The 15,372-nt window shown below is 66.1% G+C and carries 18 protein-coding genes; 14 read left to right on the top strand and 4 right to left on the bottom strand.

All coding sequences use genetic code 11. The features are described 5' to 3' along the window. The first annotated feature begins 14 nt into the window (after positions 1-14). Positions 15-515: a hypothetical protein gene (locus tag AC1D3B_RS15445; protein ID WP_478191540.1), complete on the top strand. Its 501-nt coding sequence runs from the start codon at positions 15-17 to the stop codon at positions 513-515. Positions 516-562: 47 nt separating this feature from the next. Here the strand turns inward: AC1D3B_RS15445 and AC1D3B_RS15440 are convergent, their stop codons facing one another. Together AC1D3B_RS15440 and radA are read right to left on the bottom strand one after the other, a co-directional pair. Beyond that, entirely contained in the window at positions 563-901 is a 339-nt protein-coding gene (locus AC1D3B_RS15440) for a hypothetical protein (protein ID WP_478191539.1), read from the bottom strand. 513 nt (positions 902-1,414) lie between these two features. Continuing rightward, entirely contained in the window at positions 1,415-2,806 is a 1,392-nt protein-coding gene (gene radA / locus AC1D3B_RS15435; RefSeq protein WP_478191538.1) for a DNA repair protein RadA, read from the bottom strand. A 99-nt stretch (positions 2,807-2,905) separates the two neighbouring features. Between radA and AC1D3B_RS15430 the strand changes: the two genes are divergently transcribed. Both AC1D3B_RS15430 and AC1D3B_RS15425 read left to right on the top strand, forming a co-directional pair. Further along, positions 2,906-3,307: an MAPEG family protein gene (locus AC1D3B_RS15430; protein ID WP_478191537.1), complete on the top strand. Its 402-nt coding sequence runs from the start codon at positions 2,906-2,908 to the stop codon at positions 3,305-3,307. Between the two features lie 14 nt (positions 3,308-3,321). Further along, the gene (locus AC1D3B_RS15425) at positions 3,322-4,134 is read left to right on the top strand and encodes a class I SAM-dependent methyltransferase (RefSeq protein ID WP_478191536.1); all 813 of its coding nucleotides are present in this window, start codon (positions 3,322-3,324) and stop codon (positions 4,132-4,134) included. A gap of 14 nt (positions 4,135-4,148) precedes the next feature. Here AC1D3B_RS15425 and AC1D3B_RS15420 read toward each other — a convergent pair whose 3' ends face one another. Then, positions 4,149-4,850, bottom strand: a complete 702-nt coding sequence (locus tag AC1D3B_RS15420) for a nucleotidyl transferase AbiEii/AbiGii toxin family protein (RefSeq protein WP_478191535.1) — start codon at positions 4,848-4,850, stop codon at positions 4,149-4,151. Beyond that, entirely contained in the window at positions 4,843-5,319 is a 477-nt protein-coding gene (locus AC1D3B_RS15415; protein WP_478191534.1) for a helix-turn-helix domain-containing protein, read from the bottom strand. Before AC1D3B_RS15415 ends, AC1D3B_RS15420 begins: the two co-directional genes overlap by 8 nt. A gap of 138 nt (positions 5,320-5,457) precedes the next feature. Here AC1D3B_RS15415 and hpaR point away from each other — a divergent pair, with 138 nt between their 5' ends. The 11 genes from hpaR (at position 5,458) to AC1D3B_RS15360 (ending at position 15,371) form a co-directional block, all read left to right on the top strand. Further along, the gene (gene hpaR / locus AC1D3B_RS15410) at positions 5,458-5,889 is read left to right on the top strand and encodes a homoprotocatechuate degradation operon regulator HpaR (protein WP_478191533.1); all 432 of its coding nucleotides are present in this window, start codon (positions 5,458-5,460) and stop codon (positions 5,887-5,889) included. Continuing rightward, positions 5,886-6,509 (top strand): fumarylacetoacetate hydrolase family protein, encoded by a 624-nt coding sequence (locus tag AC1D3B_RS15405; RefSeq protein ID WP_478191532.1) that lies wholly within the window; start codon positions 5,886-5,888, stop codon positions 6,507-6,509. Before hpaR ends, AC1D3B_RS15405 begins: the two co-directional genes overlap by 4 nt. Next, complete coding sequence (locus AC1D3B_RS15400; RefSeq protein ID WP_478191531.1) at positions 6,506-7,258, top strand: fumarylacetoacetate hydrolase family protein; 753 nt, start codon at positions 6,506-6,508, stop codon at positions 7,256-7,258. Before AC1D3B_RS15405 ends, AC1D3B_RS15400 begins: the two co-directional genes overlap by 4 nt. 33 nt (positions 7,259-7,291) lie before the next feature. Next, complete coding sequence (hpaE, locus tag AC1D3B_RS15395) at positions 7,292-8,749, top strand: 5-carboxymethyl-2-hydroxymuconate semialdehyde dehydrogenase (protein WP_478191530.1); 1,458 nt, start codon at positions 7,292-7,294, stop codon at positions 8,747-8,749. A gap of 1 nt (position 8,750) precedes the next feature. Continuing rightward, positions 8,751-9,629 carry a 3,4-dihydroxyphenylacetate 2,3-dioxygenase gene (gene hpaD, locus AC1D3B_RS15390; RefSeq protein ID WP_478191529.1) on the top strand — a complete coding sequence of 293 codons (879 nt, stop codon included), beginning with the start codon at positions 8,751-8,753 and terminating at the stop codon, positions 9,627-9,629. Between the two features lie 12 nt (positions 9,630-9,641). Then, a complete protein-coding gene (locus AC1D3B_RS15385) occupies positions 9,642-10,046 on the top strand; it encodes a 5-carboxymethyl-2-hydroxymuconate isomerase (RefSeq protein ID WP_478191528.1) in 405 nt (134 codons plus the stop codon). 16 nt (positions 10,047-10,062) lie between these two features. Beyond that, on the top strand, positions 10,063-10,866 hold the full coding sequence (gene hpaH, locus AC1D3B_RS15380) for a 2-oxo-hept-4-ene-1,7-dioate hydratase (RefSeq protein ID WP_478191527.1): 804 nt from the start codon (positions 10,063-10,065) through the stop codon (positions 10,864-10,866). Positions 10,867-10,876: 10 nt separating this feature from the next. Then, positions 10,877-11,686 carry a 4-hydroxy-2-oxoheptanedioate aldolase gene (gene hpaI / locus AC1D3B_RS15375; RefSeq protein ID WP_478191526.1) on the top strand — a complete coding sequence of 270 codons (810 nt, stop codon included), beginning with the start codon at positions 10,877-10,879 and terminating at the stop codon, positions 11,684-11,686. Positions 11,687-11,690: 4 nt separating this feature from the next. Next, on the top strand, positions 11,691-13,427 hold the full coding sequence (gene ilvD / locus AC1D3B_RS15370; protein ID WP_478191525.1) for a dihydroxy-acid dehydratase: 1,737 nt from the start codon (positions 11,691-11,693) through the stop codon (positions 13,425-13,427). A gap of 24 nt (positions 13,428-13,451) precedes the next feature. Then, on the top strand, positions 13,452-14,441 hold the full coding sequence (locus AC1D3B_RS15365; protein ID WP_478191524.1) for a Bug family tripartite tricarboxylate transporter substrate binding protein: 990 nt from the start codon (positions 13,452-13,454) through the stop codon (positions 14,439-14,441). A gap of 138 nt (positions 14,442-14,579) precedes the next feature. Continuing rightward, positions 14,580-15,371 carry a class II aldolase/adducin family protein gene (locus tag AC1D3B_RS15360; RefSeq protein WP_478191523.1) on the top strand — a complete coding sequence of 264 codons (792 nt, stop codon included), beginning with the start codon at positions 14,580-14,582 and terminating at the stop codon, positions 15,369-15,371. The last annotated feature ends 1 nt before the right edge of the window (position 15,372 follow it).

The following is a 15,372-nucleotide window of genomic DNA, read 5'->3' as shown; positions in this document are numbered from 1 at the left end:
CTTGGAGAGCACACGTGACACTCAATACGAACTCCGTCGCGACCGGAGGGGCGGGGCAAGCCAGACGATTCCCAACGCAGCTTGGCGAGTTTGTTCGCGTCAGCCGGATGTCGGCGATGGCGCCCCACGACGAGTGGATGGCTACCCTTCCTGACAAGACAGAAATCGTGGTCCCCGAAGAAGGCAATCGTCCCAACCTCCTCGGCGTGGCGAAGGCCATCTCGGTGGTTCAGAGCAGGTCCTACCTCGGTAAACGAGCCGTGCAGCTAATCGCGCCATTCCTCAGGGGCGAAGGTGCGTGGCGCCTACTCACCATTGATTTCGGCGCAGAAGCGCGCCAGTACGAAAGTGAATTTCTGATGTGCTTCGCATTCGTAGCCGCGCACACTGACCTGTCGAGTACCAGTCCCTACTTCGAGGTCGGCTTCGCGCAATCCGAAACCTCAGAAGAGGATGAGCCAGTGTTCTCTTTGACCGTCAAGGCCATCGTAGGCATCCCATTTCCAATGATGTGAGGGGAAGCGCGTAGGGCCTTTCAGACTGAAAGACAACTGGACCGGTCTCAGTGGTCGTGGTCGCGCCAATCTCGTCGCTCGTGATGCCGATGGCGATAGCCGCCCCTGTATTCTGGTTCGTAGTAGGACGGCGGGGGGCCGTAGTACACAGGCGCTGGACGGTAATACGTCGGCGGCGGCGGTGGCCTGTAGTACACGCGAGGGGGCGGCTCATAGTAGACCGGCGGAGGTGCCGTGTAGACGGGTGCCGGTGCTTCGTAATACAGAGGCGCGCCGATGCCGATGGACCAATTTACCTCGGCGTTGGCCGAAGCAGCAGCCAAGAAGGAGCCGGCGACCAAGGCAGCCGCCGCAGCCCATTTGAATGCAGAACGATTGAGGCTCATAGTTGCTTTTCCAAGAGGTGGCGAGATGCCGTTCTTGCAGACAACGCCTCATAGGGGAAGAAGGTGCACCCATTTGACGCTCTGTAACACCTCTAGCGGGTGGGCAATGTTCAACTTGCTCGACCGCTATCTCTAGCGCACGCTGGTCGTCATCCGTCTTCGATGTGCCGCGTTGAACGCTTGAACTGGTCCTCGACGCGTAGCGCTGCTTCGCGGGCCGCCTTGTTCATGCCGGCTGACTGAGGCGCGGGACTTGTCGCCTGTCGGCGTTCAACGGCCTTGCGCCTTTTGGATTTGGAGCTGTTGGAAGAACTCGCGGCGACGCGACCAGACTTAGCCATTTTTTAGGCCTCCCAAGAGATTGCGGTTTGCAGAAACCGCCGCTCCGAGTCCAATTGAGGCGGCAGCTCGACGAGTTGGACTTACCGGGCAACCTCTTGCGAGAAATCGGCCGAGCTTGCGCCCGCCCGCCGAGCCGCCATAAGGGGGCACGCAGTATGCCAGCGCTATTTGCTACTGCATCTGCCGCACGATGTCCAACGCCTCCTCGATCCGCTCCACCGCGTGGATCGTCAGCCCCTCGATCTCCTTCGAGCCCTTGCGCGGCGCGTTCGCCTTCGGCACCACCGCCACGCTGAATCCGAGCTTGGCGGCTTCGCGCAATCGCTCCTGCCCGCGTGGCGCCGGCCGCACCTCGCCGGCCAGGCCCACTTCACCGAACGCGATGAAGCCCTTGGGCAGCGGCTTGCCGCGCAGGCTCGACGTGATCGACAGCATCACCGCCAGGTCGGCCGCCGGCTCGCTGATCCGCACGCCGCCCACCGCGTTGACGAACACATCCTGGTCCATGCAGGCCACGCCCGCGTGCCGGTGCAGCACTGCGAGCAACATCGCCAGGCGATCCCGGTCCAGGCCCACCGACAGCCGCCGCGGGCTCGGCCCGCCGTTGTCGACCAGCGCCTGGATCTCGACCAGCATCGGCCGCGTGCCTTCGAGCGTGACCAGCACGACGCTGCCCGGCACCGGCTCGGCATGCTGGCTCAGGAAGATCGCGCTGGGATTCGTGACGCCCTTGAGCCCGCGCTCGGTCATCGCGAAGACGCCGATCTCGTTGACGGCGCCGAAGCGGTTCTTGATGGCGCGCACCAGGCGGAAGCTCGAATGCGTGTCGCCTTCGAAATACAGCACCGTGTCGACCATGTGTTCCAGCACGCGCGGGCCGGCCAGCGCGCCCTCCTTCGTGACATGGCCGACCAGCACGATCGCGGTGCCGCTGGCCTTGGCGAATCGCGTGAGGTGCGCGGCGCATTCGCGCACCTGTGCGACCGAGCCGGGCGCTGAAGTGAGCTGGTCGGAGTAGACGGTCTGGATCGAGTCGATGACTGCGATCGCCGGACGATTGGCGTCGAGCGTGGCGAGGATCTTCTCCAACTGGATCTCGGCCAGCACCTGCACCTGCGAGTGCTCCAGTCCGAGCCGGCGCGAGCGCAGTGCGACTTGCGCGCCGCTTTCCTCGCCGGTGACGTAGAGCGCGTTGCGGCCGGCGCGCTGCAGCGCATCGACTGCTTGCAGGAGCAACGTCGATTTGCCGATGCCGGGGTCGCCGCCGATCAGCGTGACGCCACCATCCACGATGCCACCGCCCAGCACGCGGTCGAGCTCGTCGATGCCCGTCGGCGTGCGTGCAATGTCGGTCGCCTCGATCTCGGAGAGGGTCGCCAGCTCGGCCGATCCCGCCAGCGCCGCGAACTGCGTGCCGAAGCGATTGTTGGAGGGCCCGCCCGCAGGAGCGCCGACTTGTTCGATCAATGTGTTCCAGGCGCCGCAGCTCGGGCATTTGCCGAGCCACTTGGGGCTGGTGCCGCCGCATTCGCTGCAGACGTAAAGCGTTTTCTCTTTGGCCATGCGTCGAGTGTAGGGACGCGCTGGGCGCGCCGACTGGCCCGGCGCAGAATGTCTCGCGCCCGCACACTGGCAACCCCAATATGAGAAGGAGACCTCGAAATGACCACCACGCTGACGCTCGTGATCTACATGGCCATCCTCACGTGGCTCACGCTGCTGGTCGCGAGCCTGGTACGGGTCCGCGGCTGGACGGTCCCCGGGACCCTGATCGCGCTGGGAAACCGCGACAACCTGCCGCTGGTCACGCCTTTGGCGGGACGCGCCGAACGCACGGCCCGAAACACGCTCGAGAACTTCATCCTCTTTGCCGCGATTGCACTGGTCGCCCACGCATCGGGCTCCACCAGTCCGAAGATCGCGACGGGAGCGGAAGTCTTCTTCTGGGCACGCGTGCTGTACATCCCGGTCTACTGCGCGGGCATCGCTTATTTGCGCACGGCGATCTGGGGGATCAGCATCGTCGGGCTGGTGATGATGATCTCCGGCGTCTTGTGGCGTTGACGAAGGGACAGCCGATGACCACCACTTCTTCGACCTTTGCCGCCACCGACGGTGACGGCTACGAGCGGACGATGGGGCGCTGGAGCCGCCAGCTCGCCCTGCCCTTCCTGGACTTCGTCGGCACCGCCGACGGCGAACGGGTGCTCGATGTCGGTTGCGGCACGGGCCACCTGGCCTTTGCCGTGACCCGCCGCACCGGCGCCGGCGAGGTGCGCGGCGTGGACCTCGCCGAGCCCTACATCGCGCATGCCAGGCGCCACAACCAGGATCCGCGCATCGTCTTCGATGTGGCCGACGCCTGCGCGCTGCCGTTCGCCGACCGGAGCTTCGACCGCGTGCTCTCGCTTCTTGTGCTCCACTTCGTTCCAGAGCCGGGCAAGGCCATTGCCGAAATGCGGCGGGTCGCGAAGCCCGGGAGCATCGTCGGCGCAACGGTCTGGGACGCGCGGGGCGGTTTCGTCTCCAACCGCATGTTCTTCGACACCGCCGCCGCACTCGATCCGGAAGCGAGGGTGCGACGCGCCCGCAACTACACGCGGCCGATGACACGGCCCGGCGAACTGGCCAAGGCGTGGCGAGACGCGGGTTTCAAGGGCGTGGAGGAGACGACGCTCTCCATCCGCATGGAGTTCGCTTCATTCGCGGATTACTGGACGCCCTTCGAGGGCAAGGAGGGGCCGGCCGCGGAATACCTCGCCACGCTGGGCCCTGACGAGCGTGCGCGGCTGCGCGAAGCAGTGGAGTCCGCCTACCTCGACGGCGACGCGGATGGCCCACGCTCCTACGCGGCGCTCGCCTGGGCAGTCAAGGGCAAGGCGCCTGCGTAGCGACGAATCGACTTCTAGGCAAGCACCCGTCTCAACGCCCGGACGCGCTGCCAAACCTGCGCCGGCGCATCGGTCATGCCCATCACTTGTGTGCATCGCTCCAGCCATCCCGTGCGCTCGCCCATGCGGTCGATGGCGCGCTGCAGATCGCGGCGGATGGCATCTCCATACGCACCTTCGGCCTTGTCGACCGCGAGGCGCAGCAGCGGCAAGGCCGGCTTCATCATCGCGAGGTCGATCAGGTCCCGGCTGAACACGCCATCGTCGGCCCAACGGTCGGAGTTGGCGAGCAGCTTGCTCGCAGCCATGTCCAGCGGCGTGAGCGTGGGTACGCCGCACAGTTCGTCGGCCTTGCCGGGTGGTGCCAGCGCGATGCGCGCCTCGAACACGATCTCGAACTTGATCGGCTGTTCATCGAGTTGCAGACGGGTGCGGATGCCGTACTGATCGGCTCGCCATTCGCCGGCCTGCACCTCTTCGGCACCGCCGCGTTGGATGGCCTTCCATCCGTCGACAGAGGTGATGGTCTGTCGCAGTTCGCGGTATGCCGACAGGTCCGAGACGAGGAAATCGATGCCCAGCGATTCGCGGTACTCGTTGAAGCGCAGCGCGATCGCGGTGCCGCCGCCAAACAGGCAACCCCATTGGCGCAATCTCTCCCCGTCGAGTGCCCGGAGTACGCGCGCGATGCGGCGATGGTGCGGACGTTCAAACAATGGCATCGCCTCCCAGTGCGAGCCGCAGGGCTTCGACAAGGTCCTTCTCTGCCGCCGAAAGCGTCGCGGGGTCGAGGTGGCGCCAGTTGCGCTCGTAGATGCCCAGGGCTTCGCGCGGTGTCAGTTCCTGCGGGCCGTGGATCTGCCAGGCGAGTTGCTTGAGCCAGGGATAGTCCGCGATCCGGATGCGCGCGGGAAGCCAACCGGCGCGAGGCGTTTCGGCAGGCTGCCGTGGCAGCCCGGCCTCCAGTTGAAGGCCCAGCGCCGCCATCACCCGCAGGTAGGCGCCCATGGTGACTGCGGGCTCACCTTTTTCGATGCGGTGCAAGGTCACGCGCGAGATGCCGGCGGCCTCGGCCGCCGCGACCGCGCTGACGCCCAGATCCTTGCGACGCGCGTGCACGGCGGCAGCGATGGCGGCGAGCGCTGCGGCGGATTGGCTGGTGAGCTCTGGACCAGGTTCAGGCATAAGTGTTTCTCATTCTGTACAAAACTGCCTATTTGTCAATAATGAGAAACACTTTTAGCAGCCATCGATTTGCCAAAGGGTTATCCCGAAGTACCCGGAAAGCTCATTCATTTAACATGTTAAATAAATCGAGGCCCCATGAGCACGCCCTTCACCCATCGCAATTTGCCCCGCCTGCTGCTGCAGGCCCGCGAGGCCGTGATGGCCCATACGCGGCCCAGCCTGCGCGAGCATGCGTTGTCTGACCAGCAGTGGCGCGTGCTGCGCGTGCTCGGTGAACACGGCGCGGTCGAAACCGGCCGCGTGGCGCGCGAGGCCTACATCCTCGGCCCGAGCCTGACCGGCGTTCTCGCGCGCATGGAGCGCGACGAACTCATCACGCGCAGCCGCGACCCCGAGGACCAGCGCCGCACCGTGGTCGAAGCCACGGCACAGGGCCGCAAGCTGGTGAAGACGCTGTCCACCAGCATCGAGGCGCACTACGCCTGGATGGAGGAAACGATGGGCAAGGAGAAGCTCGCCAAACTCTATGCGCTGCTCGACGAACTCATCGCATTGGAACAACCATGAGTTATCTCCCCACAGGCACCGTCTACGGCGTGCTGCTCAACTTCCGCGCGGAGGTCGATGCACTGGCGCCGCAGATGAACCAGCCGCCCTACAAGGCGCCGCCCAAGGCGCCGGTGCTCTACGTCAAGACGGCCAACACGTGGAGCCCGCATGGCAGCCCGATCACCGTGCCTGCGACGGTCGATGCGGTCGAGGTCGGTGCCACCATCGCGATGGTGATCGGCGCCGACAACGACGTCGAAGGCTTCGTGCTCATGAACGACCTGTCGATCCCGCATGCGAGCTTCTTCCGCCCGCCGGTCAAGTTCAAGTGCGTCGACGGCTTCCTGGGCATCGGCCCGGCGATGCGCGATGCGCAGGAGGTGGCCGACCCGGCGCAGTTCAGGCTCGAAGTGCGCATCAACGGCGAGCTGAAGCAATCGGTCGACTTCTCGCAGACGGTGCGCAGCGCCTCGCAGTTGCTGACCGACGTGGGCGCGTTCATGACGCTCTCGCACGGCGAGGTGTTGATGCTCGGCTGCGATGCCGGTCGTCCGCTGGCGCGGCCCGGTGACCGCATCGAGATCAGCGCGCCGGGCTTCGAGACACTGGTCAACACGCTGGTGAAGGAAGAAGCATGAAGCACGCGCGCATCCTGTTCGAAGGCGCGGTGCAAGACGCCGTGGAGGACGGCGGCCGGCTGCGGCTGGCAGATGGTCGATTGCTGGCGGCCGATGCCGTGACGTGGCTGCCGCCGCTGGCGCCGGTGGCGCGCCCGCGCACCATCCTCGCGCTGGGGCTCAACTACGCTGACCACGCCAAGGAGCTGGCGTTCAAGGCGCCCGAGGAACCGCTGGTCTTCATCAAGGGCGAGAGCACGCTCACCGGCCACCGCCAGCTCACCTATCGTCCGTCGGACGTGCAGTTCATGCACTACGAATGCGAACTCGCCATCGTGGTCGGCAAGACGGCACGCAAGGTGCGGCGCGACGATGCCTACGACTTCATCGGCGGCTACACCGTCGCCAACGACTACGCCATCCGCGACTACCTCGAGAACTGGTACCGCCCCAACCTGCGCGTGAAGAACCGCGACACCTGCACGCCGATCGGCCCCTGGCTGGTCGACGCGAAAGACGTGCCGGACCCCATGGCGCTCGCACTCCAGACCACGGTCAACGGCAAGGTCACGCAATCGGGCAACACGAAGGACATGATCTTCGACGCGCCCTTTCTCATCGAGTACTTCAGCGCTTTCATGACGCTGTCGCCTGGGGACCTGATCCTCACCGGCACGCCCGACGGCGTTGTCGACTGCCGGCCCGGCGACGTCGTCGTGACAGAGATCGAGCACATCGGCGCGCTGATCAACACCATTGCCGCGGCCTGAGCGGCATCACCACGGATTCGAACGAGACACGCCATGCAGATCGATCACCTCATCAACGGCAAGCCGGTCGCAGGCCGCGACTACTTCCAGACTGTCAATCCCGCCACGCAGGAAGTGCTGGCGGAAGTCGCCTCGGGTGGCGAGGCCGAAGCGAACGCCGCCGTCGCGGCAGCAAAGGATGCCTTTCCGAAGTGGGCCGGCCTGCCTGCGCCCGAACGCGCGAAGCTGATCCGCAAGCTCGGCGACCTGATCGCGAAGAACGTCCCCGAGATCGCCCAGACCGAGACCAATGACTGTGGCCAGGTGATCGCGCAGACCGGCAAGCAATTGGTGCCGCGCGCGGCCGACAACTTCTACTACTTCGCCGAGATGTGCACGCGCGTCGACGGCCACACCTACCCGACACCGACGCACCTCAACTACACGCTGTTCCATCCCGTGGGTGTCTGCGCGCTGATCTCGCCGTGGAACGTGCCCTTCATGACGGCCACGTGGAAGGTCGCACCCTGCCTTGCCTTCGGCAACACCGCGGTGCTCAAGATGAGCGAACTCTCGCCGCTCACCGCCGCGCGTCTCGGTGAACTGGCGCTCGAAGCGGGCATTCCGCCCGGCGTGCTGAATCTCGTGCACGGCTACGGCAAGGAAGCCGGCGAGCCGCTGGTGGCGCACCCCGACGTGCGGGCGATTTCCTTCACGGGCTCGACGGCCACCGGCAACCGCATCGTCAAGAGCGCGGGCCTCAAGAAGTTCAGCATGGAACTCGGAGGCAAGAGCCCCTTCGTGATCTTCGACGACGCCGACCTCGACCGCGCCCTGGATGCGGCCGTGTTCATGATCTTCAGCAACAACGGGGAGCGCTGCACGGCCGGCTCGCGCATCCTGGTGCAGCAGTCGATCTATGCCGACTTCGCCGCGAAGTTCGCCGAGCGCGCCAGGCGCATCTCGGTGGGTGATCCGCTCGACGAGAAGACCGTCGTCGGCCCGATGATTTCGCAGGCTCATCTCGCCAAGGTGCGCAGCTACATCGAGCTGGGCCCGAAGGAAGGCGCGACGCTGCTGTGCGGCGGCCTCGGCGCGCCCGAGTTGCCCAATCGCGTGAAGAAGGGCAACTACGTGCTGCCGACCGTCTTCGCCGACGTCGACAACCGCATGAAGATCGCGCAGGACGAGATCTTCGGGCCGGTCGCCTGCCTGATTCCGTTCAAGGACGAGGCCGACGCGATCCGTCTTGCCAACGACATCCCCTACGGCCTGTCGAGCTACGTGTGGACCGAGAACATCGGGAAGGCTCATCGCGTGGCAGCAGCGGTGGAAGCCGGCATGTGCTTCGTCAACAGCCAGAACGTGCGCGACCTGCGCCAGCCCTTCGGCGGCACCAAGGCTTCGGGCACGGGGCGCGAAGGCGGCACGTGGAGCTATGAGGTCTTCTGCGAACCGAAGAATGTCGCGGTGTCGCTGGGATCGCATCACATTCCGCACTGGGGAGTCTGAGATGGGCAAGCTCGCACTCGCAGCCAAGATCACGCATGTGCCGTCGATGTACCTGTCGGAGTTCCCGGGTCCGAACTTCGGTTGCCGCGATGCGGCGATCAACGGCCACAAGGAAATCGACCGCCGCTGCCGCGCGCTCGGCGTCGACACCATCGTGGTCTTCGACGTGCACTGGCAAGTGAACAGCGAATACCACATCAACTGCGGTCCGAAATTCGAAGGCATCTACACCAGCAACGAGTTGCCGCACTTCATCAAGAACATGCCCTACGCCTACCCGGGCAATCCGCAGCTCGGCCACCTGATCGGCGACATGGCCAACGAGATGGGTGTGAAAAGCCGCGCGCACAGCGACACCACGCTCGACCTGGAATACGGCACGCTGGTGCCGATGCGCTACATGAACGCGGACCAGCACTACAAGGTGATCAGCATCAGCGGCTGGTGCGACTGGCATGACCTGCACGAGTCGGGCCGTTTCGGCCTTGCCGTGCGCCGCGCGATCGAGGAGCGGTACGAAGGCACGGTGGCCGTGTTCGCAAGCGGTTCGCTCTCGCATCACTTCGCGGACAACGGACGCGCCCCGGAGTTCATGCACAAGGTGTACGACCCTTTCCTCGAACAGGTGGACCACCGCGTGGTCGAACTCTGGAAGGCCGGCGACTGGAAGACCTTCATCGGCATGCTGCCGATGTACGCCGACAAGTGCTGGGGCGAAGGCGACATGCACGACACCGCGATGCTGCTCGGCCTGCTCGGCTGGGACGGTTACGAGGCGCCGGCGGAGATCGTCACGCCCTACTTCGGCAGCTCGGGCACGGGGCAGATCAATGCGATCTTCCCGGTCACGCCGCTGCCCGCGAATGCAAGCACTGCCTGAGGAGCGCAAGCCATGCCCCATCTCGTGATCCTCTACACCCCGAACATCGAGCCCGAGACCGACATGTCGGCGCTGTGCCGCACGCTGGCCGACGCCATGCTCGAGCAGCGCGACGAGGCAGGCAAGCAGGTCTACCCCACCGGCGGCACGCGTGTTCTCGCCTATCCCGCCGCGCACTACGCGGTGGCCGATGGCAAGGCGGACTACGCCTTCGTGTATCTCAACCTGCGCATGGCGGCGGGGCGTTCCGAGGCGGTGAAGAAGCGCGTCGGCGATACGTTGCTCGAACAGGTGAAGCGTCACTTCGAGCCGGTCTTCGCGCAGCGCCACATCGGCATCACGCTGCAGATCGACGAAAGCCCCGGCCAGGTCTACGACGGCAAGCTCAGCAACCTGCACCCGCTCTTCAACAAATAGAACAGGCCCACCCGCCATGCTCGCGCCCAAGGTCATCCAGCAGCTCGCCGCCGAACTCCACGAGAGCGAGAAGTCGCGCGTGCAGGTGGAGCATTTCTCCAAGCGCTATCCCGAGATGACCGTCGAGGACGGCTATGCGGTCTCGCGCGAATGGGTCAAGGCCAAGATCGCCGAGGGCCGCGTTGTCAAGGGCCACAAGATCGGCCTCACCTCGCGCGCGATGCAGCAGGCCAGCCAGATCACCGAGCCCGACTACGGCACGCTGCTGGACGACATGTTCTTCGAGCAGGGCGGTGACATTCCCTTCAAGCGCTTCATCGCGCCGCGCGTGGAGGTCGAGCTGGCCTTCGTGCTGGGCAAGCGGCTCAAGGGGCCGAACGTGACGATCTTCGACGTGCTGGCGGCCACCGACTACGTGGTGCCGGCCATCGAGATCATCGATGCGCGCATCGAGCAGTTCGACCGCCACACCAAGGCCATGCGCAAGGTGTTCGACACCATCGCCGACAACGCGGCCAATGCCGGCATCGTGACTGGCGGCCGGCCGGTGAAGCCGGATGCTGTCGATCTGCGCTGGGTCAGCGCCCTGCTCTACAAGAACGGCGTCATCGAGGAATCCGGCGTCGCCGCGGCCGTGCTCAACCATCCCGCAACCGGCGTGGCCTGGCTTGCCAACAAGCTCGCGCCGTGGGACGAATGCCTGGAGGCCGGCGAGGTGGTGCTCGGCGGTTCATTCACCCGTCCCACGACTGCGGTGCCCGGCGACACCTTCCACGCCGACTACGGCCCTCTCGGCTCCATTGCCTTCCGCTTCATCTGAAAGACGCCCCATGCAATCCCCCGCGAACCTCTTCAAGCAAGCAATCACCGCCAAGCGCGCGCAGATCGGCCTCTGGCTCGGCCTCGCCGATTCGTACAGCGCGGAGATCTGCGCCGGCGCCGGCTTCGACTGGCTGTTGATCGACGGCGAGCATTCGCCCAACGGATTGCAGAGCATCCTGCAGCAGGCGCAGGCGATCGCCGCCTACCCGGGCGTGAATGCGATCGCGCGTGTGCCGCTCGGCCATGGCGACGCCGGCACAGCGCTGATCAAGCAGTACCTCGACCTCGGCGTGCAGACGCTGCTGGTGCCGATGGTCGACACGGCGGAGCAGGCCAAGGCCCTGGTGCGGGCGATGCGCTATCCGCCCGATGGAATCCGCGGAATGGGCGGCGCGCGCGCTTCGGGCTGGGGCCGCTACCCCGCCTATGCGAAGGAAGCGAACGAGCGGGTCTGCCTGCTGGTCCAGGCCGAGACCCGCGAGGCGCTGTCCAACCTGGACGCCATCGCGGCCATCGAGGGCATCGACGGCGTCTTCATCGGCCCGGCCGACCTCTCGGCGTCGATGGGGCACATCGGCAACCCCGGCCACCCTGAGGTGCAGGCGGCGATCGAAGACGCCATTGCGCGCATCAACCGCGCCGGCAAGGCGGCCGGCATCCTGTCGCCCGACGAGGCGCTCGCGCGCAAGTACCTCGACCTCGGCGCGCTCTTCGTCGCCGTCGGGCTGGACACCAACCTGCTGGTGCGCACCACCAGCGCGCTGGCCGCCCGCTTCAAGGACGGCGCGAAGGCAGTGGCGCCGAGCGGCACGTACTGACGCGATGACCGATCCCGCGAACAAGAGCGGCAAGCCCTTCCGCTCCGCCACCATCCGCGACGGCGTGATCCGTGCGACCACGCGCAGCTTCCTGCATGCGCTGGGGCAGGACGACGAGGACATCGCGCGCCCGCACATCGGCGTGTTCCACACCGGCGGCGAGATGAGCCCCTGCAACCTGAACCTGCGCGAGCAGGCGCAGCACGCCAAGACCGGGATCTATGCCGGCGGTGGAACGCCGCACGAGTGCCCGGTGGTGTCGGTGAGCGACGGCCTCACGATGGCGCATTCGGGCATGCGCTTCTCGCTGATCTCGCGCGAGCTGATCGCCGACAGCGTCGAGGCCTCGACCCGCGGACACCAGTGGGACGGCATCTTCGCCATCGGCGCCTGCGACAAGAACCTGCCGGGCCTGATGATGGGCATGGTCCGCTGCAACGTGCCGAGCGTGTTCGTGCATGGCGGCTCCGCCTTGCCGGGACAGATGCCCGGACCCGACGGCCGCGACCTCAACGTCGTCGACACCTACGAGACCATCGGCAAGGTGCTGGCGGGCGACGCCACCGCCGACGAGCTCGAAGCCATGAGCCGTGCCTGCCTGCCCACCGCCGGCGCCTGTGCGGGCCAGTTCACCGCCAACACCATGGGCATGGTCTCCGAGGCGCTCGGGCTCGCGCCGATCGGCTCCAGCATGGTGCCGGCCGTCTTCAGCGAACGCGCGCCGCTGATGCGCCGTGCCGCGAAATCGCTGATGCGTGCCGTGATGGGCGAAAGCCCCCTTCCGCGAGACATCGTGACGCGCAAGGCGCTCGAAAACGCCTGCGCCGTCGTGTCGGCCACGGGCGGCTCGACCAACGCAGCGCTGCACCTGCCGGCCATCGCCCACGAAGCCGGCATCAAGTTCCATCTCGACGATGTCGCCGAGGTCTTCGCGCGGACGCCGCTCATCGCCGACCTGCGTCCCGGCGGCAAGTACCTCGCGCGCGACGTGTTCTACATCGGCGGTGCCGGCGTGATCCTGCGCACGCTGCTGGAGCAAGGTTTCCTGCACGGCGACGCAATGACATTCACCGGCCGCACGCTGGCCGAGGAAGTCGCCGATGCAGCCGAGCCCGACGGCCGCGTGGTGCGCAAGGCGGGTGATCCGATCTCGCGCGACGGCGGACTGGCCGTGCTCAAGGGCAATCTGTGCCCCGACGGCGCGTTGCTCAAGACCGCCGGGCTGAAGACGCTGGTGCACCGCGGCCCCGCACGCGTCTTCGATTCGGAGGAAGAAGCGCAGACAGCAGTGCAGAACCGCCGCTACGAGCCCGGCGACGTGATCGTGATCCGCAACGAAGGCCCCAAGGGCAGCCCCGGCATGCGCGAGATGCTCGGCATTACCGCGCTGCTCTACGGGCAGGGCATGGGCGACAAGGTGGCGCTGCTGACCGACGGGCGCTTTTCAGGGGCGACGCGTGGGCTGTGCATCGGCTACGCCGGCCCCGAGGCGGCCGACGGCGGCCCGATCGCCGCGTTGGCGGATGGCGACGTGATCGCGATCGACGCGCGGGCGGAATCCCGCAGCATCGCGGTGGAGCTGACGGGCGAGGAAATCACAGCGCGGCTGGCGAAACGTGAGGTAAACGTGGGGGTACGGCATGGCGGCTTGCTGGAAAAATATGCGCTCACCGTGCGCCCTGGCCACCAGGGCGCCGTGACCCACTCCGGCGCAGTCACCTGGCTGCGCGACGAGTCCTGAAGTACCACCCTTGGAGACATCCGCATGAACTTCACCCGCCGTAGCCTGCTGCAAACCACCGGCGCCTCCGCGCTGCTCGCGAGCATCGGCCAGCAGGCCTTTGCGCAAGCGACGCTCGAGACCGCCCGCATCATCACGGGCTTCGCGGCCGGTGGTACATCGGACACCACCTGCCGGCGCCTCGCGACCAAGCTCGCGCCCGACTACGCCAAGTCGGTGGTGGTCGAGAACCGCACCGGCGCGGGCGGGCAGATCGCCGTCACCTACGTCAAGAGCCAGCCGGCCGATGGCGCGACCATCCTGCAGACGCCGACCTCGATCCTCACGATCTATCCGCACATCTACAAGAAGCTGCCGTACGACCCGGTGGCCGACCTGTCTCCGGTGTCGCTGGCCTGCATCTTCGACTTCGGCTTTGCGGTCGGCCCCGCTGTCCCGGCGAGCGTGAAGACGGTGCCTGAGTTCCTGGAATGGGTGAAGGCGAATCCTGCCGCCGGCAACTTCGGTTCGCCCGCTGCGGGCTCCACGCCGCACTTCATCGGCGCACTGCTGGGCAAGAACGCCGGCGTCGATCTCAAGCATGCGGCCTACCGCGGCACGCAGCCTGCGATGCTCGACCTGCTCGGTGGCAACATCTCGGCCGTCTCGGGCCCGATCGGCGACATCACGCAGCATCTGCCGACGGGCAAGGTGCGCATCCTGGGCGTCTCGGGCACCAAGCGCAGCGCCTTCGCGCCCGACGTGCCGACCTTCGGCGAACAGGGGCTCAAGGACATGGCGTTCAGCGAATGGTTCGCCTTCTTCCTGCCGGCCAAGGCGGCGCCGGAAACCGTGAACCGCCTGAATGCCGCGATGAAGACGGCACTGGCCAACAAGGATGTGATCGATGGATTGCACGGCTTCGGACTGGAGCCGATGTGGTCGACCCCCGCCGAGCTGGCCGAGTTGCTCAAGAAGGACACCGCCATGTGGGCGCCGATCGTCAAGAAGATCGGTTTCACAGCAGAGGCATAAGTACACCCCCAGGCTTGCTCGCTTCGCGTAGCCGCCCACCCCCTTGCAGGGGGCAATACCTGCGGCCCGGCGAAGCCGGTTCCGCGGTATTTCCGGGATCGGGTTGGGATGGGGCTTTTTGATATTGAAGGAGCTGACATGAACATACTTGCTGCCACGCCGTCTTCGGCGTTGGTCCATCCCTCCCTCCATCCGGACGAGCGTGCGGCGCGGCTGCAGCTTGCGGCCTGCTATCGGGTGTTCGCGATGCTGGGCTGGACCGAGATGATCTACAACCACATCACGGTGCGGCTGCCCGACAGCGTGACGGGCGGCGAGAAGCAGTTCCTCATCAACCCCTTCGGGCTGCACTACAGCGAAGTGACGGCCAGCAATCTCGTCAAGATCGACCTGCAGGGCAAGGTGCTCGACGGTTCGACCTGGCCGGTGAATCCTGCCGGCTTCACGGTGCATGCCGCGATTCATGACAGCCTGCCCGGTGCGCACTGCGTGATGCACACGCACACCACGGCCGGCGTGGCGGTGGCCTGCCTGCAGGGCGGGCTGCAGCAGACCAATTTCTATACCGCGCAGTTGCACGACATGGTGGCGTACCACGACTTCGAGGGGATCACGATCCACGCCGACGAAGGACCGCGACTGTTGAAGAGCATCGGCGACCGCAAGGCGGTGATCCTGCGCAATCACGGCCTGCTGGCCTGGGGGCAGACGCTGCCGCAGACGTTCGCGATTCTCTGGACCTTACAGCGCGCCTGTGAGATCCAGATGGCGACTTTCTCGATGGGCGCCGCGATCCCGGTGTCGGAGGACATCGCGAAGAGGTGCACGCGCGACGCGCTGCAGTTCAATCCCAACCACGGCGCAGGGCAAGACGTGTTCGACGCCTTGGTCCGCCAGGTCGACCGCATCGACGACTCCTACAAGAACTGAC

The sequence above is a fragment of the Variovorax sp. P5_A3 genome (assembly GCF_056400665.1).
The sequence above is the reverse complement of the archived record's forward strand: the minus strand, read 5'-3'. Positions and strand labels throughout refer to the sequence as shown.